The 25,717-nt window shown below is 68.7% G+C and carries 30 protein-coding genes and 1 tRNA gene; 15 read left to right on the top strand and 16 right to left on the bottom strand.

All coding sequences use genetic code 11. The features are described 5' to 3' along the window. Positions 1-52 precede the first annotated feature (52 nt). Positions 53-1,867: a S9 family peptidase gene (locus ACIQF0_RS17450; RefSeq protein WP_401030530.1), complete on the bottom strand. Its 1,815-nt coding sequence runs from the start codon at positions 1,865-1,867 to the stop codon at positions 53-55. Between the two features lie 252 nt (positions 1,868-2,119). On the opposite strand from ACIQF0_RS17450, the gene ACIQF0_RS17445 reads away from it, so the two are divergent. Beyond that, positions 2,120-2,599, top strand: a complete 480-nt coding sequence (locus ACIQF0_RS17445) for a GAF domain-containing protein (protein ID WP_401030528.1) — start codon at positions 2,120-2,122, stop codon at positions 2,597-2,599. On the opposite strand, the gene ACIQF0_RS17440 is transcribed toward ACIQF0_RS17445, so the two are convergent. The 4 genes from ACIQF0_RS17440 to ACIQF0_RS17425 form a co-directional block, all read right to left on the bottom strand. Next, positions 2,592-2,888, bottom strand: a complete 297-nt coding sequence (locus ACIQF0_RS17440; protein WP_401030527.1) for an antibiotic biosynthesis monooxygenase family protein — start codon at positions 2,886-2,888, stop codon at positions 2,592-2,594. The two genes, ACIQF0_RS17445 and ACIQF0_RS17440, sit on opposite strands and share 8 nt — an antisense overlap. 10 nt (positions 2,889-2,898) lie before the next feature. Continuing rightward, positions 2,899-3,030, bottom strand: coding sequence for a hypothetical protein (locus ACIQF0_RS17435; RefSeq protein ID WP_401030525.1), 132 nt, complete (start codon positions 3,028-3,030; stop codon positions 2,899-2,901). Positions 3,031-3,728: 698 nt separating this feature from the next. Further along, a tRNA-Pro gene (locus tag ACIQF0_RS17430) sits at positions 3,729-3,802 on the bottom strand. Between the two features lie 19 nt (positions 3,803-3,821). After that, a complete protein-coding gene (locus ACIQF0_RS17425) occupies positions 3,822-4,775 on the bottom strand; it encodes a metallophosphoesterase (RefSeq protein WP_401030523.1) in 954 nt (317 codons plus the stop codon). A 68-nt stretch (positions 4,776-4,843) separates the two neighbouring features. Between ACIQF0_RS17425 and ACIQF0_RS17420 the strand changes: the two genes are divergently transcribed. Next, positions 4,844-5,314: a GatB/YqeY domain-containing protein gene (locus tag ACIQF0_RS17420; protein ID WP_360045909.1), complete on the top strand. Its 471-nt coding sequence runs from the start codon at positions 4,844-4,846 to the stop codon at positions 5,312-5,314. 43 nt (positions 5,315-5,357) lie between these two features. Here the strand turns inward: ACIQF0_RS17420 and ACIQF0_RS17415 are convergent, their stop codons facing one another. Continuing rightward, positions 5,358-6,074: a haloacid dehalogenase type II gene (locus tag ACIQF0_RS17415; protein ID WP_401030521.1), complete on the bottom strand. Its 717-nt coding sequence runs from the start codon at positions 6,072-6,074 to the stop codon at positions 5,358-5,360. Positions 6,075-6,126: 52 nt separating this feature from the next. Here ACIQF0_RS17415 and ACIQF0_RS17410 point away from each other — a divergent pair, with 52 nt between their 5' ends. Then, positions 6,127-6,771, top strand: a complete 645-nt coding sequence (locus ACIQF0_RS17410) for a GntR family transcriptional regulator (protein WP_401030519.1) — start codon at positions 6,127-6,129, stop codon at positions 6,769-6,771. Positions 6,772-6,774: 3 nt separating this feature from the next. Here ACIQF0_RS17410 and ACIQF0_RS17405 read toward each other — a convergent pair whose 3' ends face one another. Further along, the gene (locus ACIQF0_RS17405; RefSeq protein ID WP_401030517.1) at positions 6,775-9,207 is read right to left on the bottom strand and encodes a transglycosylase domain-containing protein; all 2,433 of its coding nucleotides are present in this window, start codon (positions 9,205-9,207) and stop codon (positions 6,775-6,777) included. A 237-nt stretch (positions 9,208-9,444) separates the two neighbouring features. On the opposite strand from ACIQF0_RS17405, the gene ACIQF0_RS17400 reads away from it, so the two are divergent. Continuing rightward, complete coding sequence (locus tag ACIQF0_RS17400; RefSeq protein WP_089908081.1) at positions 9,445-9,735, top strand: WhiB family transcriptional regulator; 291 nt, start codon at positions 9,445-9,447, stop codon at positions 9,733-9,735. Between the two features lie 4 nt (positions 9,736-9,739). On the opposite strand, the gene ACIQF0_RS17395 is transcribed toward ACIQF0_RS17400, so the two are convergent. From ACIQF0_RS17395 to ACIQF0_RS17385, 3 genes are read right to left on the bottom strand one after another with little or no spacing between them, the layout of a single operon-like run. Next, positions 9,740-10,867, bottom strand: a complete 1,128-nt coding sequence (locus ACIQF0_RS17395) for an ArsA family ATPase (RefSeq protein ID WP_401030515.1) — start codon at positions 10,865-10,867, stop codon at positions 9,740-9,742. Then, the gene (locus ACIQF0_RS17390; protein WP_360045899.1) at positions 10,864-11,856 is read right to left on the bottom strand and encodes an ArsA-related P-loop ATPase; all 993 of its coding nucleotides are present in this window, start codon (positions 11,854-11,856) and stop codon (positions 10,864-10,866) included. Before ACIQF0_RS17390 ends, ACIQF0_RS17395 begins: the two co-directional genes overlap by 4 nt. Positions 11,857-11,900: 44 nt before the next feature. Beyond that, positions 11,901-12,152, bottom strand: coding sequence for a hypothetical protein (locus ACIQF0_RS17385; RefSeq protein WP_360045897.1), 252 nt, complete (start codon positions 12,150-12,152; stop codon positions 11,901-11,903). A 68-nt stretch (positions 12,153-12,220) separates the two neighbouring features. On the opposite strand from ACIQF0_RS17385, the gene ACIQF0_RS17380 reads away from it, so the two are divergent. Genes ACIQF0_RS17380 through ACIQF0_RS17365 form a run of 4 tightly spaced genes read left to right on the top strand, consistent with a single transcriptional unit; the run spans position 12,221 to position 14,574 of the window. After that, positions 12,221-12,376, top strand: coding sequence for a DUF4177 domain-containing protein (locus ACIQF0_RS17380; protein WP_089950120.1), 156 nt, complete (start codon positions 12,221-12,223; stop codon positions 12,374-12,376). After that, complete coding sequence (locus tag ACIQF0_RS17375) at positions 12,373-12,828, top strand: RidA family protein (RefSeq protein ID WP_401030513.1); 456 nt, start codon at positions 12,373-12,375, stop codon at positions 12,826-12,828. The genes ACIQF0_RS17380 and ACIQF0_RS17375 overlap by 4 nt, the downstream gene beginning before the upstream one ends. A 1-nt stretch (position 12,829) precedes the next feature. Next, positions 12,830-13,432, top strand: coding sequence for a hypothetical protein (locus ACIQF0_RS17370; protein WP_360045893.1), 603 nt, complete (start codon positions 12,830-12,832; stop codon positions 13,430-13,432). Between the two features lie 11 nt (positions 13,433-13,443). Further along, complete coding sequence (locus ACIQF0_RS17365; protein ID WP_360045891.1) at positions 13,444-14,574, top strand: hypothetical protein; 1,131 nt, start codon at positions 13,444-13,446, stop codon at positions 14,572-14,574. On the opposite strand, the gene ACIQF0_RS17360 is transcribed toward ACIQF0_RS17365, so the two are convergent. Both ACIQF0_RS17360 and ACIQF0_RS17355 read right to left on the bottom strand, forming a co-directional pair. Continuing rightward, positions 14,568-15,377 (bottom strand): MBL fold metallo-hydrolase, encoded by an 810-nt coding sequence (locus ACIQF0_RS17360; RefSeq protein ID WP_401030510.1) that lies wholly within the window; start codon positions 15,375-15,377, stop codon positions 14,568-14,570. The genes ACIQF0_RS17365 and ACIQF0_RS17360 overlap by 7 nt on opposite strands. Then, a complete protein-coding gene (locus ACIQF0_RS17355; protein ID WP_401031445.1) occupies positions 15,374-16,165 on the bottom strand; it encodes an NUDIX hydrolase in 792 nt (263 codons plus the stop codon). Before ACIQF0_RS17355 ends, ACIQF0_RS17360 begins: the two co-directional genes overlap by 4 nt. Positions 16,166-16,216: 51 nt before the next feature. Here ACIQF0_RS17355 and ACIQF0_RS17350 point away from each other — a divergent pair, with 51 nt between their 5' ends. From ACIQF0_RS17350 to dnaN, 3 genes are all read left to right on the top strand, one after another. Further along, on the top strand, positions 16,217-16,573 hold the full coding sequence (locus ACIQF0_RS17350) for a hypothetical protein (RefSeq protein WP_360045885.1): 357 nt from the start codon (positions 16,217-16,219) through the stop codon (positions 16,571-16,573). A 14-nt stretch (positions 16,574-16,587) separates the two neighbouring features. Further along, a complete protein-coding gene (locus ACIQF0_RS17345) occupies positions 16,588-17,478 on the top strand; it encodes a Gfo/Idh/MocA family protein (protein WP_401030508.1) in 891 nt (296 codons plus the stop codon). A gap of 247 nt (positions 17,479-17,725) precedes the next feature. Beyond that, positions 17,726-18,817: a DNA polymerase III subunit beta gene (dnaN, locus tag ACIQF0_RS17340; RefSeq protein WP_401030506.1), complete on the top strand. Its 1,092-nt coding sequence runs from the start codon at positions 17,726-17,728 to the stop codon at positions 18,815-18,817. A 50-nt stretch (positions 18,818-18,867) separates the two neighbouring features. Here dnaN and ACIQF0_RS17335 read toward each other — a convergent pair whose 3' ends face one another. The 3 genes from ACIQF0_RS17335 to ACIQF0_RS17325 all read right to left on the bottom strand — a co-directional run bounded on the left by ACIQF0_RS17335 (position 18,868) and on the right by ACIQF0_RS17325 (position 21,741). Beyond that, positions 18,868-20,115, bottom strand: a complete 1,248-nt coding sequence (locus ACIQF0_RS17335; RefSeq protein ID WP_401030505.1) for an MFS transporter — start codon at positions 20,113-20,115, stop codon at positions 18,868-18,870. 505 nt (positions 20,116-20,620) lie between these two features. Further along, complete coding sequence (locus ACIQF0_RS17330) at positions 20,621-21,295, bottom strand: Crp/Fnr family transcriptional regulator (RefSeq protein ID WP_030477589.1); 675 nt, start codon at positions 21,293-21,295, stop codon at positions 20,621-20,623. A gap of 206 nt (positions 21,296-21,501) precedes the next feature. Further along, positions 21,502-21,741: a hypothetical protein gene (locus tag ACIQF0_RS17325; protein ID WP_093594399.1), complete on the bottom strand. Its 240-nt coding sequence runs from the start codon at positions 21,739-21,741 to the stop codon at positions 21,502-21,504. A 136-nt stretch (positions 21,742-21,877) separates the two neighbouring features. On the opposite strand from ACIQF0_RS17325, the gene nth reads away from it, so the two are divergent. From nth to ACIQF0_RS17305, 4 genes are read left to right on the top strand one after another with little or no spacing between them, the layout of a single operon-like run. Further along, positions 21,878-22,585 carry an endonuclease III gene (gene nth / locus ACIQF0_RS17320; protein WP_319976126.1) on the top strand — a complete coding sequence of 236 codons (708 nt, stop codon included), beginning with the start codon at positions 21,878-21,880 and terminating at the stop codon, positions 22,583-22,585. After that, the gene (locus ACIQF0_RS17315; RefSeq protein WP_360045874.1) at positions 22,582-23,148 is read left to right on the top strand and encodes a TlpA disulfide reductase family protein; all 567 of its coding nucleotides are present in this window, start codon (positions 22,582-22,584) and stop codon (positions 23,146-23,148) included. Before nth ends, ACIQF0_RS17315 begins: the two co-directional genes overlap by 4 nt. Continuing rightward, entirely contained in the window at positions 23,145-23,804 is a 660-nt protein-coding gene (locus ACIQF0_RS17310) for an NUDIX hydrolase (protein WP_401030501.1), read from the top strand. Before ACIQF0_RS17315 ends, ACIQF0_RS17310 begins: the two co-directional genes overlap by 4 nt. Positions 23,805-23,819: 15 nt before the next feature. Continuing rightward, entirely contained in the window at positions 23,820-25,007 is a 1,188-nt protein-coding gene (locus ACIQF0_RS17305) for a MarP family serine protease (RefSeq protein WP_401030499.1), read from the top strand. On the opposite strand, the gene ACIQF0_RS17300 is transcribed toward ACIQF0_RS17305, so the two are convergent. Then, positions 24,925-25,695: a TetR/AcrR family transcriptional regulator C-terminal domain-containing protein gene (locus ACIQF0_RS17300; protein WP_401030497.1), complete on the bottom strand. Its 771-nt coding sequence runs from the start codon at positions 25,693-25,695 to the stop codon at positions 24,925-24,927. The two genes, ACIQF0_RS17305 and ACIQF0_RS17300, sit on opposite strands and share 83 nt — an antisense overlap. Positions 25,696-25,717: the final 22 nt, after the last annotated feature.

Genomic DNA, 25,717 nt, shown 5'->3' with positions numbered 1-25,717 from the left:
GATAACCGCTGGTCAGCGAATCGGCAGCCTGTGGACAACTCGCGATCATGACCTACTTCGCGCCCAGGTGCCGCCGAGCGAAGTCCACCTCGGCCGCCGTCTGACGGATCGTCTCGGCGACGACCAACGAGCCGTGGCCCGCGTCGTAGCGGTACATCTCGTAGGCGTGGTCGCGGGCCGCGAGTGCGTCGAGGTAGTTGTCGATCTGCCTGATCGGGCAGCGCGGGTCGTTCTCGCCCGCGAGGATCAGCACGGGCGCGGTGACCTGGTCGACGTACGTGAGCGGCGAGCACTCCTCGTACAGCTCGGGCAGTTCCTCCGGGGAGCCGCCGAACAGCGCGCGGTCGAACGCCCGCAGCGGTTCCATCTCGTCCTCGTAGGCGGCGAAGTAGTCCGCCACCGGGACGCCCGCGACGCCGACGGTCCAGCGTTCCGGCTGGGTGCCGATGCCGAGCAGGGTCAGGTAGCCGCCCCACGAGGCGCCGTTGAGGACCGACTTCGACGGGTCGGTGAGACCCGACTCGACCGCCCAGTCGTGCACGTCGGCGATGTCCTCGAGTTCCGTGATGCCCGGACGGCCCTCGATGGCGTCACGCCACTTCGAGCCGTAGCCGCTGGAGCCGCGGTAGTTCACGTGCACGGTGGCGAACCCTGCGTCCAGCCACACCGCGCGGTAGGCGGAGAAGCGGTCCTCGTCGGAGGAGTGCGGGCCGCCGTGGATCAGGAAGACCGTCGGGAACGGGCCCTCGCCGTCCGGCTTCGAGACGAGCGCGTGCACGTCGCCGACGAACACGTCCTCCAGTGGCGCGGACGTCGCGGGCTTGGCGCCGGCGGGCTCGACCAGCACGCGCTCGGTGCCGTCGGTCGCCAGCGCGCGGATGACCGTGGACCTCTCGGCGGACGACCAGGAGTACTCGATCGTGCCGTCCGGGCGCACGCCCGCCGAGCCGATCACGCCGGGCGCGGTGTCCAGAGTGGACAGTTCGCCGGTCGCGAGGTCGTAGCGGTGCGCGGTGTTGCGGGCGTGGTGGGTGTGCACGATCAGCAACGCGGACGCGTCCGGGTACCAGTCGGCGGAGACCTCGCCCGGCAGGTCGAGGACGATCTCCTGCTCGGTGCCGGCGGCGACGTCCCAGATCAGCAGTTCCTCGCGGCCGCGGCGCTCGTGCAGCACCAGCAGTCGCTGGTCGCCGCGCACCGGGCTGAACGAGATGGCGTCGAGGCCCTTGCCCTTGCCGTCCCACTTCTCGGCGATGGTCTCGCCGTTCTCCGCGTTGAGCGCGCGCAGCGCCATGTGCCTGTTGTCGCCGTGCTCGGAGTGCGCGATCACGACGATCGACTCGTCCTTCGACAGCGCGGTGACGCCGGCGTCGTTGACGTGCTGGTAGAGCACCTCGCTCTTGCCGTTGCGCGCCAGCCACACCGTGGTGCCGTCGTCGGTCGACGCGGCCACGGCCGTGACGGTGCGGCCGATCTCCAGACCCGCCGGGTAGCCGGGGGTCACGTCGGCGACCGCGGGCTCCGCCTTGCTGCCGTCGGCCTTGAACGGCTCGCGCACCCAGACGCCGAACTCGTCGCCGTCGTGGTCGTCGAACCACCAGATCTCGGTGCCGTCCGGGTTCAGCGTGGCGTGCGACGTGCCGTTCGGGCGGTCGGTGACCTTGCGGTGCTCGTCCGTCGCGCGGTCCCAGGAGTAGATCTCCCACACGCCGCTCGCGTTGGAGACGTACAGGGTGCGGTCCGGTGCGTCGTCGGCCCATCCGGGCAGGCTCATGCGGGGAGCGGTGAACCGCTCACGCCACCGGGTCTCGGCGGCCGGGTCCTCGAAGAGCTGTTCCGGAATGTCGGGAGAAGGGTGCGTCGTCACGGTTCAACACTAGAGTCAGTGGCCGGTTCCAGGGGGAATCCACGTGACACAACCACCACAGTGGGGTGCGCCACCGCTGCCGCCGAAGCCCGCGCAGCCCCGCTGGCGAGGGCACCCGGCCGTGAAGCGGTGGATATTCGCAAGGCATCAACATTCTTTGTCGCAAGGCCACAGACCGAGCAACCGCCGCTGATTAGTTGAATCGAGTCAGAGATTCTAGGTGTGGGGTCCCGCGAGAGTTAACGTTGATGCATGTCCGAAACGATGGATCGCCTCGCCGGGGCCGCCACGTTGGAGGAAGTGCAACGCGTCGTCCGCACCACGGCCAGGTCTTCGCTGGCCGCGCACGGTGCGACGCTGGTGCTGCTCGACGGTGACCTCTGCTACTACGCCGACGAGGACTCGATGAGTCCGCTGTGGAAGGGCCAGCGCTTCCCCGCCGTGAACTGCATCAGCGGATGGGCGATGTTGAATCGTCAAACCGTGGCGATCAGGGACATCCGCTTCGATTCGAGGATCCCTCAGGAAGCGTATCGGCCGACTTTTGTGCGAAGCCTGCTGATGGCCCCGATCCTGCGCCCGGAACCGCTCGGCGCCATCGGCTGCTACTGGGCCGTCCCGCACACCGCGACCCCTGCGGAGACCGAAACGCTGGAGTCACTGGCCCTGGCCGCCGGCGAGGCCCTGGAACGCTTCCCAGAAGGCCTGCCCGCACGGGGCTTCATCAACTGACGTCCTGGAAGTGCCGCAGCGTCAACGGCCGCTGCAGGTACTCGTCCTCGTCCGGGAACGTCACCGGATCGGTGCGCCAGCCAGGCCCGGCGTAGTTCTCCAGGGCCTGCTCGTCCTGCCACCGGCTCACGTACTGCACGCGCAGCGGGTCGTCGAGGTCGACGAGCACCTCGTGCCCGACCAGCCCGTCGTGGATCTCGGGAAACGTCCTGACGAGATCCCGCACCCGTGCGACGAACTCTTGCTCCCGGCCCGGCTTCACCAGAGCCTCCGACACCCGCGTCAGCATGGTGCCGAGCTTATTGCCGCCCGAGCTCCTCGTCGAAGATCCGGTCGACCTGCCGCGAAGCCCGCGACAACGCCCTGACCGCGATGAAAACGACGATGAGACCGACGGCCACCACGGCCGTCACCCAAGCGGAAGTGAACATGTAAACGATCCCCAGGGACTGCAGCACCACAATTGCTTTGGCCGCTATGACGATCCACGACCTGGAAGCAGCATTGGCGGCGGAGGCGGAGTCCATCACTGACATCTCCCGACTTATTCAACGGCGGCTGAACCACAGCCTTCGTCGTTTGGATCAAGACTCCCGTTACGCAACGTCAGTTGAACCGTCAACCTTCACTCGTAAGGGTTAACGCTACGTGGTCGTTCCGTATGATTTGATCCGGAACGATGGCGCAGTGTCATGCAACGACGGTGGCGTCTACGGCTGCCCGTGTCGAGACGCGTCACACGATCGAGTGACTTATCGGGAACGTTGATGACTTTTCGCGGTGATCGCGAAGGACCTTCGACCCTGTGTGCGAAGGGACCTTCTGGTCGACTTGTCGACAAACAAAAGGCGAGACAAATTCACGACGAAAGAAAACGCCTCGATTCCACTCCGGGATGGAATTGAGCCGAGATCGGGCCGGTCGTGCGAGATGGTCTGGGCGTGAACTGGTCCCGCTGCCGGCTCTGGGGAACGTCGCCTCGATGCTCGACGCGACGGTCGAGCGGCTTGAGGGCGACTTCCCCGCCGAGTGGAGGGCATGAGATTCGGAAGTCGCCCCAAAACGGCTGCAGAAACAAATCAGCTCCCATCCGCATTTCTGCGAACAGGAGCTGATTCGTGTTATTCAATCGGGGTGACAGGATTTGAACCTGCGACCTCTTCGTCCCGAACGAAGCGCGCTACCAAGCTGCGCCACACCCCGGCTGGGAACATGTAGAACTCTACATCATGTCCGCGCCAGCTCCGAATCGGACCCCCTCATTTCGCCCCTGACCAGGCGTAACGGGCCGCGGAACCAAGGTCAGCAGGGAAGCCTCCGGAGGGCAGCAGAACCGCACCGGCGCGTACGGCGAAGTGCCCATGCCGGCGGACACGTTCATCCACATGTGCGAGCCCCAGCGCGAAACTCCGCGGGCGCGGCCGCGGTCCAGTTCGCAGTTCGTCACCACTGCGCCGTAGAACGGGATGCGGAGCTGGCCGCCGTGCGTGTGGCCCGCCATCACGAAGTCGTAGCCGTCGGCGGCGAACGGGTCGAGCACGCGCGGTTCCGGGGAGTGCGTGACGCCCAGGCGCAGGGCTGCTGACGGGTCCGGGGCGCCGGCGATGTCGGCGTAGCGGTCGCGCTTCAGGTGGGGGTCGTCGAGGCCCGCGCAGAAGATGGCCTGGCCGCCGACCATGATGGTCTTGCGCAGGTGCGTGAGGTCTTCCCAGCCTCGTTCGATCATGCCGGCGCGCAGGTCGCGCCACGGGAGCGTCACGCCGTGGATGCGCTTGGTCTTGGCGGACGGCAGCAGGTAGCGGACCGGGTTCTTGAGCCTCGGCGCGTAGTAGTCGTTGCTGCCGAAGACGAACACGCCCGGCTTGTCGAGCAACGGGCCGAGCGCGCGCAACGTGCCGGGGACGGCGTCCTTGTGCGCGAGGTTGTCGCCTGTGTTGACCACGAAGTCCGGGTTCAGGTCGGCCAGCGCGGCCACCCAGCGCTGCTTCGACACCTGGTTCGGCGTCATGTGCAGGTCTGAGATGTGCAGCACGCGGATCGGCTTGGCTCCGGGGGACAGGACCGGCACCGTGGCGGTGCGCAGGGTCCAGTGCCTTCTCTCGATTCCCGCCGCGTACGCGACGGTCGCGGCGCCGAGAGCGGTCGTGGCGAGGAGGGCGCGGCCCAGCTTGTTCACGCGTCAAGGGTACGGAAGGGCGTTAACTCGATCGGCGCGGCATCCGGAGGGCGGTACCGTTCTGCGCCATGGCGGACTTGAAGACGCGGCTGAAGAACGACCTGACTGTCGCGATGAAGGCACGGGAGACCGTCACGGCCGGTGCGTTGCGAATGGCGCTCACGGCCGTCACGAACGAGGAGGTCTCGGGCAAGCAGGCCCGTGAGCTCTCCGACGACGAGGTCGTGAAGGTCCTCGCGCGTGAGGCGAAGAAGCGCAAGGAGGCCGCGGAGGCCTTCGACGGCGCCGGGCGGGCCGAGAAGGCGGACCTGGAGCGCCAGGAACTCGCCGTGCTGGAGATCTACCTCCCGAAGCAGCTCGACGACGCGGAGCTGAAGTCCATTGTGGACAAGGCGTACGACGCCGTCGCCGCGCAGCTCGGTGAGGCGCCGGGGCAGAAGCAGATGGGCCAGGTCATGAAGGCCGTCAACGCCGAGGTCGCCGGGCGCGCCGAGGGTGGCCGGGTGGCCGCCGCGGTGAAGGCCAGGCTCGCCGGTTAGAACGCAGTGCCGCAGCGGTGATCGACCGCTGCGGCACCCCAGCTCAGAACGCCTTGCCGACCGCGTCCGCGAACTCGCCCATCGACCCGAACTCCAGGTCGTAGCTGAAGTCACCGGACGGCTCCGGCGTCGCGCCCCAGCCCGGCCGGTCGCTCCGCCGGTTGATCCACACGGACGGCAGCCCCTCCCGCTTGGCCGGGACGTGGTCGTGGAACAGGCTCTGCGCCACGTGCAGCAGCTCCGAACGCTCCACGCCCAGCGAACCCAACTCGCGATCCAGTGCCCGGAAGTGGTTCTCGGCGGGCTTGTACGCGCCGACGTCCTCCGCGGTGATGATCGCCGCGAAGTCCCCGCGCAGCTGCCGGTTGCTGCCCGCGAACCCGGCGCGGTGCACGTTCGACAGGATGATCAGCCGGTAGTGGGACGCCAGGCGCGCCAACGCGTCCGCGGAGTCGGGGAACGCGGGCCAGTCCGGCACCGAGTCACCCAGCCGCCGCGCCCACTCGTCGCTCACCTCGCGCCCCAGTGAGGCGCCGGTCTGCCGGAAGGCCGTGGCCAGGACGTCCGGGTACAGCGAGGACGGCGTCGCCGCCTGCACCGCAGACTCCTGCTTCCCGTATGCGAGCAGCAGTTCCTCGTCGGACAGCGAGAGCCCCTGTTCGCGCGCCCACGGTGACAGCACCGCGGCGATGCCGGTCTCCCAGTCGATGAGCGTGCCGTAGCAGTCGAAGCTGAGCGCCTTGAACGCTGTCAGGTCCATGACTCAAACTGTAGTACAGTTCAACTGTAGGGCAACCCGTTAAACTGGCCACATGTCAGCCCTCGACGGCCTCGAAGTGCGCCGCACCACCACGGCCCAGCAGCTGGCCGACGGCCTCTCCGAACGGATCATGGCCGGTGCTTTCGGCCCTGGTGACAGGCTCAGGGAGAGCGCGATCGCGGCCGAACTCGGCGTCGCGCGCAACACCATCCGCGAGGCCGTCCGGATCCTGGAGCTGACCGGACTGGTCCGCTACGAGGTCAACCGCGGCGCCGTCGTCATCGCGCCCACGCCGGAGAAGATCGAGGCGCTCTACACGGCCCGCGAACGCCTGGAGACCGCCGCGATCGCCCGCACCCCGCGCCCGGAGCAGCTCGAGGCGATCACCACGGCGTTCGACGCCCTCGTAGAAGCCGCCCGGACCGGCGACGGGATCGTCGACCGCGACCTCGCGTTCCACCAGACGATCGTCGCGCTGCTCGACAGCACGAGGCTGGACGAGTTCTTCGCCTCGCTGACCAAGGAACTGCGCTTCTACCTCACGGTCCTGAGCAAGTCCGAGACGCCGGAGGAGGTCGTGGCCGAGCACGAGGCCATCGTCGACGCCATCCGCCTCGGCGACCGCGACAGGGCGGTCGCCGAGATCCGGGCTCACGTCGACGTGAGCGTGCAGCGCCTCAAAGCGCTGCTCGGCTGAGCGCTACCGGGGTTCCGGTTCGGTCGGCAGCGTGATCGGTGGCGGCTCGTTCGGGTTGCCGGGGTTGGGCGGCGGCTGCGCCGGCGGTTCCGTGGCCACCGGCGGTGGCACGTACCCCGAGCTCACCGACAGCGTGATCACCGTGCCGCGCAACGCGTTGCCGCGCGGCGACTGGCTGACGACCGTGCCCTTCGACTTCTCCGAGTTCACCGACTGCTGGCTGACCTTGTAGCCGGCCTGCTCCAGGATCCGCACGGCGTCGTTGGACTGCTTGCCCACGACGTCGGGCACCTGGATCTCGCGGCCGCCCTTGAGGTAGCGCTGCTCCACCTGCGGCAGCTGGGCCACCGGCAGGTTCGCGTGCATCTTCGACATCGTCTCGAACCACGTCTTGGCCGGGATGGTGCCGCCGAAGATGTTGCCGTTGCCGCACAACCGGGGTGCGGCGCCCACGCAGATCGGGCGGGGCGAGTTGCCGTCGTTGAACGTCTGAACGGCGCCCGCGAAGTCCGGGGTCGCACCGATGAACGCCGCCGACTTGTACTCCTCGGTGGTGCCCGTCTTGGCGATCATCGGGCGGGTCCACTTGGCGGCACGGGCGGCGGCCGCGGCGGTACCTCCGCCGACGTCGTCCTTGCTCATGCCGACCGCGAGGCCGTTCGCGAGCCCCTCGGCGACGACCTGCTCGCACGGCGCCTCGTTGACCGGGATCGGCTTGCCGTTGCGGTCCAGCACCTTCGTGATCGGCGTGGGCGGGCACCACTTTCCGCCGCTCACGATGGTCGCGGCGACGTTCGCGAGCTCCAGAGTGGACACCGGCGCCGGCGAGAGCGTGAACGACGCGTTGCCGCCGTTCTGCTTGTAGAACTCGGTCTGCGAGACGCGGTTCTGCTTGTCCTTGGCCTTCGGGTCGGGCCTCGTGCCCTGCAGGTTCGTCGCCATCGTCTCGCGCATGCCCAGCCGCGAGGCCATGTCCACGACCGCGTCCATGCCAGTCTGCTCCTCGAGGATCACGAAGCCGGTGTTCGGCGAGGTCGCGAGTGCCTGCTGCAGCGTCATGGACGACGGGTAGCTCGAGTCGAAGTTCGACAGGCAGTACCAGCGCGTGCCGGGCTCACCGGTGCTCGGGCAGCGCTGGGCGCCACCCTTGAAGACCCGCGAGGTGTGCGAGGTCGGCGTCGGGATGACGTTCTCGATGCCGAGACCCTTCTCCAGCGCCGCCGCGGCCGTGAAGACCTTGTAGACGGAACCGGCGCCGAACTTGTTCTCCACGCCGCTGGGCAGGTCGTACGTCGTCTGCCGCAGGTCGGCCTTCAGGCCGTAGTCGCGGTTCGCGACCAGCGCCAGCACGTCGTGGCGGTCCTTGCCGGGCTTCACGATCGCCATCGTGTTCGCGATGCCGTCGGTGCCCTTGCCGACGCCGGCCTCGGCCGCCGCCTTCGCCTGCTGGGTGACCGCTCTGTCCAAAGTGGTCTGAATGGTGTAACCGCCGGTGCGCAGCTGTTCCTCGCTGAAACCCGCGCGCTGCAAGTAGTTCACGACGTACGAGCAGAAGAAGCCGTTTTCCGGACCGGCGCCGACACAACCGTTCGGTGGTGTGCGAACCGGAGTCGCGAGACCCAGTCCTTCCTTCTTCGCCGCCTCACCCGCGTCACGCGACAGCTTGTCGTTCTCGACCATCCGGTCGATCACTTTGTTGCGCCGCTCCAAAGCTTTGTCCGGATACGCTTCGGGGTCGAGTGCTGACGGACTGTTCACCATTCCCGCGAGCATCGCGGCCTGAGGAACCGTCAACTTGTCCGGCGTCGTGTTGAAGTAAGCCTGCGCCGCCGCCGCGATGCCGTAAATGGTCGAACCAAATGGAACGACGTTGAGGTACCGGGCGAGGATCTCCTCCTTGCCGAGCTTTCGCTCCAGCTGCAACGAGATCCGGGCCTCGCGCATCTTGCGCGCGATGGTCTGCTCCTGGGCCTTGGCCTGCTCCAGCTTGTTGTTCCGCGCGACCACGTGGACCAGGTAGTTCTTGACGTACTGCTGGGTCAGCGTGGAGGCGCCCTGCGACACCGACCCGCTGACCTGGTTCGTCAGCCCGGCTCGGATCGTGCCCTTCCAGTCCACGCCCTGGTGCTCGTAGAACCGGCGGTCCTCGACCGAGATCAGCGCCGCCTTCATGGTCGGCGAGATCTTCTCGGGAGGTGTCAGGACTCTGTACTGGTCGAACAGGTAGGCGATCGGGGCGCCGTCCTTGTCCGTGACCGTGGTGATCAACGGGGGATCCGTCGTCACCAGGTCGGCCGAGATGCTGTCCACAGTGTCGCTGGCTCTGTTCGAGACGAGGCCTGTCGCACCCACGACTGGGAACAGCATGCCGGCGAGGAGAACCCCAGCCAGCAGGCACAGGCCGAGCATCTTGAGCACGCCATTCCTGACTCGCACGCGGGTCAGCGTACGCCGTACACGAACGGGTGAAGGTGATCAGTAAGTGCCGTTACTCAGCATGAGTAGACATACGCAAGACAGGTAACAGTCGGGTGACCCAGGCTTGGACAGGGAACCGAACAGCACTACAGTCCGTCAACGTCCAAGGAATGCAGCCGTGGCTCGAACGCTACGGCATCCGTGGCAGGGGTGTGGCGGATTTCCACATTTGGACAGCACTGAGGAGTGGGGGATATGAACCAGGGGGATTGGCGTATCAACGCTTCGTGCCGTGACGAAGAGCCGGACCAGCTCTTCGTTCGAGGTGCGGAGCAGCGCAAGGCGAAGCTCGTGTGCCTGGGATGCCCGGTGCGCATGGAATGCCTGGCCGAAGCGCTGGACAACAAGATCGAGTTCGGGGTCTGGGGAGGCATGACCGAGCGCGAACGCCGTGCTCTGCTGCGTCGTCGTCCAGACGTTGACTCGTGGTTCGAACTGCTCGACAACGCACGTCAAGAGCACGTCGAAGACACGAGGGTCAGCTAGGCGCTTATTCGCCGGCGAGTCGACGACCTATCTCCCGAAGGCCGTCGAGGTCGTGCACGTCAGCAGGCAATGCGGGCACGCCGACCAGCGCGACGCCGGGGTGTGCACGCGTGAACCGGGCCAGCAGCCGCTTCTCACGATCGGCCACTGCCACCCGGTCCGCGTGCAGCCGGAGCACTGCCGCGGCGAGCGGCGCGTCACCGGAGCGGTCCAGGTCATCCGCTGCGGCGACCGCCTTCGCCGCGGGCAGATCCCCCGCGAGCACGGGATGGGTCCTGTTCGCGACGAGCCCGCACAACGGCATGTTCTCGGCGCTGAGCCGTTCCACGAAATAGCTCGCTTCGCGCAATGCGTCCGGTTCCGCCGCCGCTACCACCACGAAACCGGTTCCGGGCGAGCGGAGCAGTTCGTACGTGCGCTGCGCGCGTTCGCGGAATCCTCCGAACATGCTGTCGAACGCCTGAACAAAAGTTGACGCGTCCTGCAACAGCTGGCCGCCGACGATCGTCGACACAGCACGGGTGAAAAGGCTGAAACCGGTTCCGACGATCTTGAGCAGCCCTCGGCCGCTCGCACGTGCCGGCGCCGACAGCATCCTGATGAACCTGCCGTCGAGCACCGTCGACAGGCGCTGCGGCGCGTCCAGGAAGTCGAGCGCCGACCGCGACGGCGGGGTGTCGACGATGATCAGGTCCCACTCGTCCTGCGCCACCAGCTGGCCCAGCTTCTCCATCGCCATGTACTCCTGCGTGCCGGAGAACGACGAGGAAATGGTCTGGTAGAAGGGGTTCGACAGGATCTGGTCGGCCCGGTCGCGGCCCGCGTGGGTCAGCACCATGTCGTCGAACGTGCGACGCATGTCGAGCATCATCGCGAACAGCTCGCCCTTGGGCTCGAAGCCGTCGACGACGACCTCGCGCGGGTGGTTGTCCAGTTCCCGCAGGCCCAGCGACTGCGCGAGCCGCCGTGCCGGGTCGATCGTCAGCACGACCACGCGCCTGCCGCGTTCGGCCGCGCGCAACGCCAGCGCGGCCGCGGTCGTCGTCTTGCCCACGCCGCCGGAGCCGCAGCAGACCAGGACGCGCGTCTCCAGGTCGTCGAGCAACGGGTCGAAGTCGAGCCTGGTGGTCATCGGACACCCGCCGCGACCAGCGCCTCGGCCAGTTCGTAGAGCGCGGCCACGTCCACCCCGTCCGTCAGGTCCGGCAGCTCCAGCGTCGGCAGGTCCGACTCGGAGAGCAGTTCCTTGGCTTCCTGCTGCGACTGCACCCGGATGGCATGCTCCACCGTCTCGTCGACCAAACCTTCGAGCGTGAACTCGTCGAGGTCGAGCCCGGCGGCGTTCAGCCCCGCCCGCACCCGTGACTCGTCCAGCCTGCCCTCGGCCGCGACCGGCAGCGAACGCGCGGGCAGCCGGACCGGCTGGACCCTGTTCACCAGCACCGCGCCCGGACGCAGGTCGGCGCCGTCCAGTTCGGTCACGGCGTCCAGGGTCTCGCGCACCGGCATCTCCTCCAGCAGCGCCACCAGGTGCACCGCCGTGTCACCGGAGTGCAGCAGCCGCACGACGCCGTCGCTCTGCCCCTTGATCGGCCCGACCTTGGCGAGGTCGGCCATGGCCTTGGTGACGTCGAGGAACTTGACCACGCGCCCGGTGGGCGGCGCGTCCAGCACGACGGCGTCGTAGAGGTGGCGGCCGTCCGGTCCGGTGCGGTTCACGCACTCCTTGACCTTGCCGGTCAGCAGGACGTCGCGCAGGCCGGGCGCGAGCGTGGTCGCGAACTCGATCGCGCCCATCTTGCGCAGCGTGCGGCCCGCGAAGCCGAGGTTGTAGAACATCGCCAGGTACTCGAGGAGCGCGGCCTCCGCGTCGATCGCGAGCGCGTGCACCTCGCCGCCGCCCGGCGCGGACGCGATCCGTTCCTCGGAGTAGGGCAGCGGGGCCCGGTCGAAGAGCTGGGCGATGCCCTGCCTGCCCTCGACCTCGATCAGCAGCACCCGGCGCCCACCGGTGGCGAGCGCGAGCGCCAGCGCGGCCGAGACCGTCGTCTTGCCCGTGCCGCCCTTGCCGGAGACCACGTGCAGACGGGCTCGGGTCAGCTCCTCGGTCCACGACGTCACATGTCCAGACTATGTGTGAAATCGGTCGAACGTGGATCGGTCGGTCAATCGACCATGGTGAGGAAGAGAACGGCGATCGCTGTCGCGGCCACCAACGCCCACGCGACGACCGAGGGAAGCCACAGCGCGATGCTCAGCGTGATCACGCCCACGACCACGAGGCCGATCAGTCCGGCCTGGACGACCTCCGTGCGCCGGCTGTGCTTGCGGTCACGCACCTGGGCCATGGCGACGAGCACCATCACCAGCCCACCTGCCGCGAACAGGCTGGTGGCGATGATCCGCCAGGTCTCCATGTGATCAAGGTAGCTCGAAGTGCGAGAACCGCGCAGAGGGCGATCGGGTGGCAAGTTAGGCTCCGCGCATGACGAAGTGGGAGTACGCGACCGTGCCGTTGTTGATCCACGCCACGAAGCAGATCCTCGACCAGTGGGGCGACGACGGCTGGGAGCTGGTCACCGTGCTGACGAACCCGACGGGTGAGCAGCACGTCGCGTACCTGAAGAGGGCGAAGGCATGAGCACCTGGAGCAACCGCCTGAAGGAGCTCGGCATCGAGCTCCCCGGTGTCGCCGCCCCGCTCGCCGCCTACGTGCCCGCCACGCAGAGCGGCCCGTGGGTGTTCACCTCCGGCCAGCTGCCGTTCGTCGAGGGCAAGCTCCCCGCCACCGGCAAGGTCGGCGCCGAGGTCTCCCCGGACGAGGCCAAGCAGTACGCCGCGACGTGCATCCTCAACGCTCTCGCGGCCGTCCACGCGCTCGTGGGGATTGACTCGATCAAGCGAGTCGTGAAAGTTGTCGGGTTCGTGGCCTCCGCCGAGGGCTTCACGGGACAGCCTGGTGTCATCAACGGCGCCTCCGAGCTGCTCGGCGAGATCTTCGGTGAAGAGGGCAAGCACGCCCGGTCGGCTGTGGGGGTCGCAGAGCTGCCGATCGGCGCTCCAGTGGAGATCGAACTGATCGTCGAGGTGTGACATGTCGGACACGTGCCACGAACTGCTGCTCAGGCTCGCCGGACGCCTTCCGGACGACCTGCTGTGGCGGTACCGGGACTGGGCGGCTTCGGACGCGTATGCGGTGCTCGCGCGGTCGCTGCCGCGCACTCTGCTGCACGGACGCATCCCTCTGACTGATCACGAACTGCGCCTTTTGCAGGACGCGCTGGTGCCCTACGGGGCGGAACCCGGTGCTGTCAGTTCGGTCAAAGGGCTGGACGAACTGCCACCCACCGACTACACCTTTTCCCCGGAATCACCCGATCGGGTGCCGATGGGAGATTCCGCGACCGTCGTTCTCGGAGCCACGCTGCGAGGCCGGCACGGGGTCGGGGAGGTTCGCTCCTGCTGGCGCATCGGTCCCTCCGGGATCAACCGCGTCCTGCTGGTGGCGGCCACCACCGGCCACGCCCGGCTGACTGGTGAGTTGCAGCGTGTTCTGCGGGCGTTGGGCGAGCACGACCCGTGCGTTGAGATCGTGCCGTCCGGCATGGACCTTCCGCCCTACCACCGGGCGGCGTTGGCGGCATCGGAGCTGGTGTGTGCCGGCGCCGAGTCCGAGGAGCACCTGGTGCTCAGCTAAGGAGAGTTGACGTGACGAACGACGGTGTCGGCCTGCCGGTCCGTCTCCACGATCTCCTGCTGTCGATGGCCGGGCGGGTCGACGACGCCGCCCTGTCGCAGGCCCGCGAGTTCCTCGCGGTCGGAGAACTGGATCGCTCGATCGAGCTGCTCCTGGGCACGCTCCTCGCGGGCGGCATCCCGGTGCTGCCGGACGAGCGCGCGGCCATCACGTGGATCCTCCACGAGGTCCGCTCGGACGCGGCGCTGACCGACCGCCTGCCGGTGGTCGAGATGCTGCCGTTCATCAGGCACCGCTTCACCTCCGAGACGGACCCGGCCTCGGACATCGCGGGCGATCTCGCCCGTGCGGTGTCGGTGCTGCCGGACATCCGCTCGGTGCGCTGTGTCTGGCGTTCGTCGCCCACGGGCTCGACGCCGGGCCCGTTGCCGCAGCGGGTCGTGCTGGTGGACATCGGTCCGCAGGGCTTCGCGCCCGCGACCGCCTACCGGGTCGACTCGGTGCTGCGCAAGGCCGGCGTCCGCGCGTCGGTCGAGGTGCTGACCACCGGTGTGCAGCTCAGCGACTACCACGCGTCCGCCGTGACGTCGTCGATGGCGGTGCCGATCTCCGGCGCCGCCGCCCCGATGATGGCCGACCACATCTCGCAGCAGCAGCAAGCCTGGTTCGACCAGCCGGCCGAGGAGCTTCCCGCTCCGGCGCCGGTGGCCGAGCCGACACCGGCGCCGGAGCAACTGGAAGAGACCGGCTCACGACGCGCACGTTCCGCACCGACGACGCTGGAGGGCTCGCAGCCCTTCCCGCCCAAGCCCGTGAAGCGCATCCCGAGGGCCCCCGTGGAGCCCGAGATCGAGGTGCTTCCCGAACCCGTCCCGATCAACCGGGCCGAGATCACGACCGAGCTCAAGCCCGACGAGTTGGCGGCTCTTCAGGCCGCTCTCGCCGAGCCCGCCGAGCCGTCCTCCGTGGACGCGAACCTCAGCGAGCGCGAGCGGGCCCTGTTGCAGCAGCTGCACGAGGAGCTGGCGCAGCGGGAGCAGACCGGGGCGAAGGGACCTGACAGCGGTCGCTGGCAGATCGACAGGTCCTCGTCGCGTTCGTCGGCGTTCGGGGCCACGAACAACGGCCACCAGCCTCAGTAGCCCGTCCGCAGGTACTCCAGCTGGGCCCGCACCGACCACTCGGCCGCGGGCCACAGCACCTTGTCCACGTCCGCGTAGACGACCTCGACGACCTGTCGCGGGGTCGGTGCGCCGCCCAGCGCTTCGACGGCTTCGCGGACCTGTTCCAGGCGTTGCGTGCGGTGGGCGAGGTACGTCCGGGCGGCTTCTCCGGCGTCCGCGAGCTCGGGGCCGTGGCCGGGCAGCACCGCCGTGTTCTCCGGCAGTTCGGCGAGCAGCTTGAGCGACTCGAAGTAGTCGCCCAGCCTGCCGTCCGGGTGGGCCACGATCGTCGTGCCGCGGCCCAGGACCGTGTCGCCGGTCAGCACGGCCTCGCCGTCGATCACGAAGCACAGCGAGTCGCTGGTGTGGCCGGGCGTGCCCAGGACGCGGAGTTCCAGGCCGGCGCTGGTGATCACGTCGCCGTTGCGGAGGCCTTCCGAGCCGTGGGTGAGCGTCGGGTCGAGCGCGCGCACCGGAGCCTTGACGAGTTCTGCGAACTGGCGGGCGCCCTCGGAGTGGTCCGGGTGGCCGTGGGACAGCAGGATCTCGGCGATCGGGCCGACTGCCGCGATGCGCTTGAGGTGCGCGTCGTCGAGCGGGCCCGGGTCGATGACGACGTACGACGTCGCATCCGGTGCCTTGAGCAGCCACGTGTTGGTGCCGTCGAGCGTCATCGGCGACGGGTTGTCGGCCAGCAGCACGGCGGCATGTTCGGTGACCTGGCGGAGTTCGCCGTACAGCGGGTGCGCGGCGCGGGCGCCGATCAGCGGGGAGCCGCTCACTGGAACACCACCCGGATCACGTCGCCGTCGCGGATCAGCTTGGGAATGATCTTCTCGACGCTGCGTTCCTCGGCCATGACCTTCTCCACGTTGCCGAGAGCGCCCACCTCGTCGAGGGTGCGCCAGGTCGGCGGCATGAGCATGCGACGACCCTCCTGCGCGTCCTCGATGGCGTCCGCGGGGGTCTGCCAGGCCGCGTCGGAGGCTTCCGTCGTCTCGCCGTCGGCCTTCTGGCCCTGTGGCAGGGCGGCGACGAAGAAACGGGTGTCGTAGCGGCGGGGCTCCTCGTACGGGGTGACCCAGTTCGCCCACGGCCTGAGCAGATCCGCGCGCAGGACCAGGTTCTCGGCGGCGAGGAACTGGGCCAGGGAGATCTCGCGGTCGACGAGCTGCTGCCGGGCCTTCGCGTAGGTCTTCGTGTCCGCGACGACCGAGTTGACGTCAGGGCCCGCGAGCAGAACGCCGGACTCCTCGAACATCTCGCGCACGGCGGCGCACACGAACGCGCGGGCCGTGGCCGCGTCAACGCCGAAGATCTCGCCCCACCACTGCGGCGGCGGACCCGTCCACGCGACGGACGTGTCGGCGTCGCGCTGGTCGACGCCACCGCCGGGGAAGACGGTCATGCCGCCCGCGAACGCCATGCCCTTCACGCGGCGCAACAGGAAGGCTTCGAGGCCTGCGGCGCCGTCGCGGAGCAGGACCACGGTGACGGCGTCCCGCGCCTGCGCGGGCTGATCGGATTGGGAGACCGGCCGTGCGGGTACCAGGTTTCCCGGCAAGGTCATGTCGTCGGGCATCCTCCGAGCGTACGACCGCGCTAACCCGAGGATGGTGTGATGGCGACGAAGGTCTCCGGTTGTCTGGTGCAGACCCTGCTGTTCCTGCTCGGCGCTGTGCTGGGCACAGGGCTGACAGCGGTGGCGGGCGTGGTGATGTTCGTGCCGGACCGCACGACCGTGATCAGCGTGGATCCGACCTCCAGCTCGCCGGGCGTGTACGTGAAGAAGGTCGAACAGCTCGTGGGCGGCACCCACTACGAGATCTGGCTGGGTCCGACGCCGGACCGCGGCCACGTGGTGACCGTGCCCGCCGGCTGGGACCACGACCCGCAGCGGGAGTCGAGCGACGCCGGCCTGCGCCTGAAGTTCGACAACGGGGGCGAGATCTTCGTCCCCAAGGCGAGTTACTCCTGAGGCAGGATGTGCGAGTGGACGAACAGCTGCGCGTAGGACTTGTCGGTGCGGGCCCGTGGGCCGAGATGATCCACGCACCCGGCATCGCGAACCATCCGGGCACTTCCCTGACCGGCGTGTGGGCCCGGCGCCCGGAAGCAGCCGCGGCGCTGGCGGCCTCCTTCGGCGCGGAACCGTTCGAGGACTACACCGCGATGCTGTCCACTGTGGACGCAGTCGCGTTCTGCGTGCCGCCGGGCGTGCAGGGCCCGATGGCGATCGAGGCCGCCCGTGCCGGCAAGCACCTCGTGCTGGAGAAGCCGATCGCGGAATCCGTGGAGGTCGCTTCGGAACTGGCCGACGCCGTCACCGAGGCAGGCGTGGCGTCCCTGGTCGTCCTGACCCGCCGCTACGCCCCGGAGACGAAGGAGATGCTGGCCCAGCTCCACCGGACCGGCGGCTGGACCGGAGCCGACAGCCGCTGGATCTCCGGCGCGCTGCTGGACGGCCCGTTCTCGAACTCCCCGTGGCGCCACGACAAGGGCGCGTTGGACGACGTGGGCCCGCACGCGTTCGACCTGCTGGACGCGGCCCTGGGCGAGATCACCGACGTGCTGGCGGCGAACGTCAACGACACCGGCCTGTGGCAACTGATCCTGCAACACGAAGGCGGCGCCACCAGCACCGTCTCCCTGTGCCTGTCCCTGCCGATGCAGCCACCGTTCGCGGACTTCACCGTCTTCGGCACCGAGGGCCACCGCACCCTGACGAACCGCGACACCCCCGCGCTGGAGTGCTTCACGAACCTGCTCGACGACTTCGTGGCGATGGCGGACAGCGGCACCACGACGCACGAGTGCGACGTGCGGCGCGGCCTGCACCTGCAGCGGATCATCGACCTGGCGCGCCGCAAGGCAGGCGCCTGACGTCTTACGGGAAGTGGCGGCGGAGCCTCACGCACAGGCCGTCCGATCGAATCGCGCTGTGGGCAGGGCCCCGCCCTCCGGCGCCGATGTCGATCACGCCACACGACGTCGGCGAACACCACCGGCCCGGCCAGCGGCCCGGAACCGAGGTGCTTCGCGCAGATCAGGCACTCGTCCACAACCCAGCTCCGTCCAGCCGCGACCAGGGCGCCCAAAATTGTCAGGGGTGCCCGCTAGCGTCCAGAGCATGGACCTCACCGCCACGACAGCCGAGCTCGCCGGTGCCGCCGCCGAGGTGGCGCGGCTGCTGCCGACCCGCGTGCTCGACCCGGTGCTGGCCGGGCTTCGCCTGAAGGCCGGCACGGACGTGGAGGTCGCGGGCAGCGACCAGGAACACGGTGTGCGCCTGAGCGTCCACGCGACGGTGCACACCGAGGGCGAGGTGCTCGTGCCGGCGAAGCCGCTGGCCGCGACCCTTCAGGCGCTCGACGAGCCGCAGGTGCGGCTCAAGGTCGAGGGGCAGCGGCTGGCCATCCGCACGCCCACGTCGAGGTTCGCGATCCCGCTGCTCGACCTCGCCCACCACCCCGGTGTCCCGGCGCTGCCGCCGCTGCAGGGCCACGTGGACGCCGCCACGCTCAGGACCATCGCGGCGGTCGCGGGGGCGGCGAGCAAGGACGACGCGTTGCCGATCTTCACCGGCATCCGGATCCAGTCGGACGCCCACAAGCTGCACTTCATGGCCACCGACCGCTACCGCATGGCCTACGCCACACTCCCGTGGGAACAACATGGTCAACTCGACCTGTTGGTACCTGCGAAGGCCATCGTCGAAGCGGCCCGGCAGGCAACGGGCGAAGTCGCCCTGCACGCGAACGAGGACCGCATCGGCCTCGCCTGGGGCAACAACTCGATCTCCACCGCGCTCCTGGCCGCTCCGTTCCCGGACGACCGCGCGCGCCGACTTCTGGAGGCAGTCATCGACAGCACGGTGCTCGTGGACGCGGACGCGTTGGCTCGCGCCGTCCGCAGAGCCACGCCCTACGGCGGCCCGCACCAGGCCGTGACCATCCAGGTCGAGGACTCCGAGATCCGGGTCAAGGGCAGCGACCCGCAGCAGGGCGAGTCGGAGGAGTTCGTCAAGGCCACGGTCGAGGGCGACCGGCTGACCAAGACGTTCCAGGCCCGCTACCTCGCGGACGCGCTGAAGGCGTTCGCAGGCCGCCGGATCGAGTTGAAGATCCAGGACGGCCTGCGTTCCACGGTGCTGACGTCGACGCCCGGCGAGGACGGCGTCGAACTCACCTACCTCGTGGTGCCGATGCGCTCGGTGGCATGACGCGAAAGGGCCCGGAAGCGACAGCCTCCGAGCCCTTCCCCGAGCGAGTCTCAGCGGGCCGCGAGTTCCATCTCGGAACGAGCGGGCACCTCGGCGGGCACGCCGCGCTGCACGGTGCCGCGCAGCAGCCAGACCGCCAGCGCGATCAGCAGTCCGGCGATACCGGACGCGATGAACGCCGGCCGCGTGCCGAAGTGCTCGATCAGCTGACCGGACAGGCCCTGGCCGATGGCGAGGCCGACGGTCACCGAGGTGATCACCCAGCCGAACGCCTCCGCGGCCATGCCGTTCGGCGTGACCTGCTCGATCGCCGCGGAGTGCGCGGTCGACTGCGGCGTGATCAGCGTGCCGACCAGGAACAGCGCGACGCCCAGGCCGATCAGCGTGGCCGGGATGGCCAGCAGGAACGCCAGCAGCGCGAAGCCGCCCAGCAGCACCGGCAGGCGCAGGTGCATCGGGCGCGGCCACGGGCGCATGCCGTACAGCACGCCGAAGATCACGGAGCTGATCGACCACAGCGACAGCATCAGGCCGCCCATCGAGGCGTGGCCCGCGGCCTTCGCGAACGCCGGCACGGCCACCTCGACGAAGCCGATGGTCACACCGAAGCCGAGCGCGGCGAGCGCCACCGTGCGCATGCCGGGGTAGGCGAACGCGCCGAGCAACGGGCGCGGAGCCTGCACGACCGGACCCCAGGCGCGCACGACCGGGTTGAACGCGAACCACAGCGCGCCGACGACCATCAGCACGGAACCGACGAGGACACCGGTGCCCGCCCACGGCGCGGCCAGCAGCAGACCGGCGAGACCCGGTCCGAGGATGAAGAAGACCTCCATGCTGATCGCCTCGTAGGCGTAGCCCGCCATCCGAGTCGGGCCGGACGGGACCATCCGCTCCCACAGCGCACGCGACGCCGAGCCCACCATCGGCTCGGTGGCGCCGACGCCGAGGGCCAGCGGGACCAGCACGAACACCGACGCACCCGCCTCGACGGCGAGCACGGACACGGTGACGAAGAAGGCGAAAAGCCCGGTCACCGCGAGCAGCGGGCGAGTGGGACCGAAGCGGTCCATCAGCCGGCCCTGTACGACGGAACCGAGAGCCACACCCGTCAGCGCCGCCGCCGAGACCATGCCGGCGACCGCGAACGATCCCGTCGCGCGCTCCACGTAGAGCAGCAGCGAGAGCCCGACCATCGCGATGGGCAGGCGGGCGAGCAGAGACGCGACCACGGGGCCGCGCATGCCGGGGGTCGTCAGGGCAGCGCGGTAGTCGGAGAGGCGGGCGGAGTGGGACATGTGTACCAGTATGCCAAAGTTGGTACGGATGTACCAGATCGGGTGCCCAGGGTCACGATGATTGCGATTGGGTCACGGGAATGGGATGACCGGGTGAAACATGCAACGAATCGGCCACACACGAGGTCCTTGAGGGTGAAAGGGCTTGAGCAGTCGGGGTGGCGACATGCGAAAGTTGACTCGCCAACCGAGACCAACCTCTGGCTTGAGGGTCGGGGCCTGTGCGCCAGAGGGATGGAAGGCACGGTTCGTCGGGGGATGGGCCGTGCAACACAAAGGACCGGTGCGCCACGTCGGGGGTGGCGCCCGGTCCTTTTTGTCTGGTCGCTGCTCCGCAGACTCCGGGCTCGTTCGCCGAGGAACTGGGCGAAGCTCTTGGCGCGCTGGCCGGAACCTCGTCGCGTGCTTGCCCTGCGTGGGGTTGCTTGCGCGCTCATAGCCCGAACGCGCACGGAGCCCCGTTGACTGCCCGGGGCTCCGTTGCGTTTCGTGCTTTGCGTTCTGACTAGCGGGCGCGGCGCGCGAGGCGCTCCGGGTCCAGGATCAGCACGCTCTTGCCCTCCAGGCGCAGCCAGCCGCGGTGCGCGAAGTCGGCCAGAGCCTTGTTCACGGTCTCGCGGGACGCGCCGACGAACTGCGCGATCTCCTCCTGCGTCAGGTCGTGCGTGACGCGGAGCAGGCCGGCCTCCTGCGAGCCGAAGCGCTGTGCGAGCTGCAACAACGCCTTGGCGACGCGGCCGGGCACGTCCGTGAAGATCAGGTCGGCCAGCATGGAGTTCGTCCGGCGCAGCCTGCGGGCCAGGGCCCTCAGCAACTGCTCGGCGATCTCCGGCCGGTTGGTGATCCACTGTCGGAGCGCGGGGCGGTCCATGGACACCGCGCGCACCTCGGTCACCGTCGTCGCAGTCGACGTGCGGGGGCCAGGATCGAAAATGGACAGTTCGCCGAACATGTCGGAGGGCCCGAAGATCCCCAACAGATTCTCGCGGCCGTCCGGCGACTTGCGGCCGATCTTCACCTTGCCGGACTGGATGATGTACAGGCGATCGCCCGGCTCACCCTCCGCGAAGATCACGTGGCCACGCGGGAACTCCACCGTCTCAAGGGTCGTCGCCAGCGCCTCTGCGGCCGCCGGGTCCACCCCCTGGAAGATGCCCGCTCGCGCCAGGGTCTCGTCCACCTCGTCCCTCCTAATCGACGCGACGGCACGCCTACCACCATCTTTGGTGGAGTCAGCGCCGTGCCGCCGATCACTGCGTTGCAGTCTAAGGGCTACGTAGTGGATCGCCGCTCGGCTCGCCGTCTTACTAGGAACAACAAGACTGAAGCGATCCAGAGCCCAACGAGCCAGTTTACGCCATTCGGGTGGACGTCAGCACGGGGCCATCAGCGAACGCGCTTGCGCGTGCCACCGCGGCCACGGCGACGGAGGCGGAACATGTCAAGGGCGCGACCGATGCCGTGTCCGTAGAGCGCCTTGACCTCTTCGGGCCTGGCGGACTCCAGGAACTCCTCGACCTCGTTCTCCTGCACGGCGACGTGCCGGAGCTTCGCTTCGACGCGCTCCATGAAGAGCGCGAAGAACATGATCACGATCGGAACGACGATCACAAACCAGGCAGTCATGATGCTCCGAAGTCTGGCGCATGAGGGATTCGAGTGCGGATCTAGGGGGTGGGTCCGGCGTGTTGACTACTCTGGATCAGTGCCCGCAACCAAGAAACCGGAAACCAAACTCGGCCTGACCCGCAGGGCCCGCCGGATGGTGCGCGTGCTGGCCGAGGGCTACCCCGACGCGCACTGCGAGCTGGACTTCACCACGCCGCTCGAACTCGTCGTGGCGGTCATTCTGTCCGCGCAGTGCACCGACAAGAAGGTCAACGAGGTCACTCCCGCGCTCTTCATGAAGTACCCGACGGCCGCCGACTACGCCGGCGCCGACCGGACGGAACTCGAAGAGATGCTCCGCCCCACCGGTTTCTTCCGGAACAAGGCAACGTCTCTTATGGGTCTCGGTGCTGCTCTTGTGGAGCATCACGACGGGGTGGTGCCGGGCAACATGGAGGAGCTGGTCAAGCTCCCTGGTGTAGGACGCAAGACGGCCAACGTGGTTCTCGGCAACGCGTTCGATGTGCCCGGGCTCACAGTCGACACCCACTTCGGCCGCCTCGTGCGCCGCTGGGGCTGGACCGATCTCGAGGACGCCGTCAAGGTCGAGCACGCCATCGGCGAGCTGATCGAGAAGCGCGACTGGACCATGGCCTCGCACTGGATCGTCTTCCACGGCCGCCGTGTCTGCCACGCCAAAACCCCTGCGTGCGGGGCCTGTCTGCTGATGAAGGACTGCCCGTCGTACGGCCTCGGACCGGAGGACCCGGACAAAGCGGCCAAGCTCGTGAAGGGCGACGAGAAGCCCCACCTGATCGAGCTCGCCGAGCGAGTACGGGCCGGTGAGAAGCTAGGGGGGTGAACAACCGCACGCGCTGGCTCGCCGTCGTGCTCGTCCTCGGCGTGGCGGGTGTCGTGGCGCTGTGGCCCCGTGACGACTCGCCGGGGCCGCCACCGCCCACGTCCGCCCGCCCGACGCAGGACGTGGCCGCATTGCGCGCGCAGGCCCAGCTCCGGCCTTGCGTGCCGGGGGCGGAGGGCGGTGTGGGCGTGACGTGCCTCGGCGACGGCACCCGGACGGACCTCGCGCTGAAAGGCCCGCTCCTGATCAACTTCTGGGCGACCTGGTGCCAGCCGTGCCAGGAGGAGCTGCCCGTGCTGGACACCTATGCGAAGCAACCAGGTGCCGTGCCGGTCGTCCCAGTTCTCGTGGAGAGCAGGGACGCGGACGGCCTGGAGCTGCTCGCCCGCCTCGGCGTGCGGTTGCCGTCCGTTCACGACGAGGCCGATGAACTGCGCAAGCGAGTCAAGGCGCCGATAACGCTTCCCGCTACGTATTACGTATCAGCGGACGGACAGGTCCGGCAGATCACCGATCCGCCGTACTTCACAGCACCGGAACAGGTGGAGAAGGCGGTTCGATGACGGAGGCGACGGAGCCACCCGAGTGGATGCAGCGCCTGGTCAAGGCAACTGGGGAGATCGACGCGCGAACGTTCATGCGCGACCCCCGCCCGCCGGCGCGCGCCTATCGCAAGGCATCGGTGCTCATGCTCTTCGGGGAATCCGACGAACACGGGCCCGACCTCCTGCTGCTGCGCCGTTCGGACACGCTCGGCTCGCATCCGGGCCAGGTCGCGTTCCCCGGCGGCGCGTCCGACGACACCGACGACGGGCCGGTGGGCACGGCATTACGCGAGGCTTACGAGGAGACCGGTGTACTTGAGTCAGGAGTGAGACCACTTGCTTTGCTGCCGGAGCTGTACGTGCCGGTGTCCGGGTTCGTGGTCACGCCTGTGCTCGCCTACTGGGAACAGCCGGGCCCCGTCGCACCAGTCGATCCGGCGGAGACCGCCGCGGTCGCTCGGGTGCCGGTCGCGCACCTCGCCGATCCTGCCAACAGGTTCCGGGTGCGTCACCCCGCGGGTTACGTCTCAGCGGCCTTCTCCGCGCCGGGCATGCTGGTGTGGGGATTCACCGCGGGGTTGGTCAACGGCCTGATCGCACTCGGCGGCTGGGAACAGCCGTGGGATGCGACCGATGTGCGTGACCTTGAACTAGCGTTGCGCGCTACACAGTGAGGCGGAGGTTTCGGGTTGAACTGGGTTGACCTGCTCGTGCTGGGCCTTGCCGTGATCGCCGCGGTGTCCGGGGCCAGGCAAGGCATGGTCGTCGCGCTGCCTGCGTTCGTCGGCGTGCTCGTCGGCCTGATCCTCGGCACACAGATCGCTCCGCTGCTGGTGTCCCAGTTCGAGAACGTCGTCACCAAGGTCGTGTTCGCGGTCGGCGTCGTGGTGCTGCTCGTGGCGCTCGGCGAGACGATCGGCGTCTACATCGGCCGGACGATCAAGGCCAGGGTCAACGCGTCGCCGTTGAAGGGCGCGGACAACGCCCTGGGCGCGATCGTGCAGGGCCTGGTCGTCTTCATCGTCGCCTGGATGATCGCGCTCCCGCTGACCTCGGTCGTCGGCCTGCCGGACCTCACCTCGTCGCTCAAGCAGTCGGTGATCCTCGGCAAGGTCGACCAGACCATGCCGCAGGCCGCCCGCGTGCTGTCCGGCGACCTGCAGAAGCTCTTCGACGTCTCGGGCTTCCCGCAGGCGATGGACCCGTTCAACCGCACGCCGCTCAAGGAGGTCGAGCCGCCGAACAGCCAGCTCGCGGACTCCCCGGTCGCGAAACGGCTCCAGGCGAGCGTGCTCAAGGTCCGCGGTCGTGCGCCGTCGTGCTCACGTGCGCTGGAAGGCACGGGATTCGTCATCGCGCCCGAGCGGGTCATGACGAACGCGCACGTCGTCGCAGGCACGAACGAGGTGACGGTCGAGGTCGGCCGCGGCCAGTTCGACGCGACGGTCGTCTCCTACGACCCGCGCACGGACATCGCCGTGCTCGCGGTGCCGGACCTGGAGGCCACGCCGCTGCAGTTCCGCAGCGACGAGGTGCAGCCGGGCGAGGACGGCATCGTGCTCGGCTACCCGCTCGACGGCCCGTACAAGTCCTCGCCGGCACGGGTGCGCGAGCGGATTCCGCTCCTGCGCGGCCCGGACATCTACGACGCCCAGACGGTCACGCGCGACGTCTACACGGTGCGCGCCGAGGTCCGGTCAGGAAACTCGGGCGGCCCGCTGGTCGACCCGAACGGCCGGGTGATGGGCGTGGTGTTCGGTGCCGCGGTCGACGACCCGGAGACGGGCTTCGTGCTCACTGCCCAGCAGGTGCAGTCGATGGTGCAGAAGGCGCCGACGCTGACGAAGCGGGCGTCCACGCAGGGTTGTGCCTCGTAGCGATGCCGTCGAGCACGTAGCTCAGGCCGGTGTCGAACCACGACGCGGCGTTCGTGTGCTCGGCCTCGTACATGACCCTGGCGAGCCTCGGGAACCTCCCGGTGGCCAGCATTCGCTGCATGTAGGGGCCAGAGGCGGCCTGCCACTGCTCCTCGGTCATGCCGCTGGCCTGCTCTTCGCGGGTCTCGGCGATCTCGTTGCGGACCGCGCCGTGGACGAACGCCATCACCGTGCCGACCGCGCCGAGCACGTCGTCGATGGTGGGGAACTCGGGCCTGTCGTCGAGGGTGGCCAGTGTCGCCTCGATGTGGGCCAGTGAGTTCGGGCCCCGGTGCGGGCGGCCGCCGAGCAGGTCGATGAGCCACGGGTGCCGCTTCGCCGCCGCGCGGATGCCGTGGGCGATCCGCGTCAGGGCCTCGCGCCACTCGGTGCCCGGTTCCGGTAGCGCGATCTCGCCGTAGACCTCGTCGACCATGAGGTCGAGCAGTTCGTCCTTGGTCTCGATGTAGCCGTACAGGCGCATCGGGCCGGCGTTCAGCGCGGCGGCGACCTTGCGCAACGACACCTCGTCGAGCCCGCCCCCGTCGGCGAGCCTGATCGCGGCCTCCACGATCAAATCCCTGCTCAACGGGGTCGGCGACGGCTTGCTGGGCGGCTCTGGGCGGTCCCACACGAGTTCGTTCGACATCGGACTGGACAATACACCGTCT

The organism is Lentzea sp. NPDC092896, from assembly GCF_044754905.1.
GTDB lineage: Bacteria > Actinomycetota > Actinomycetes > Mycobacteriales > Pseudonocardiaceae > Lentzea.
This window is presented reverse-complemented; position numbering and strand designations above follow the sequence as displayed.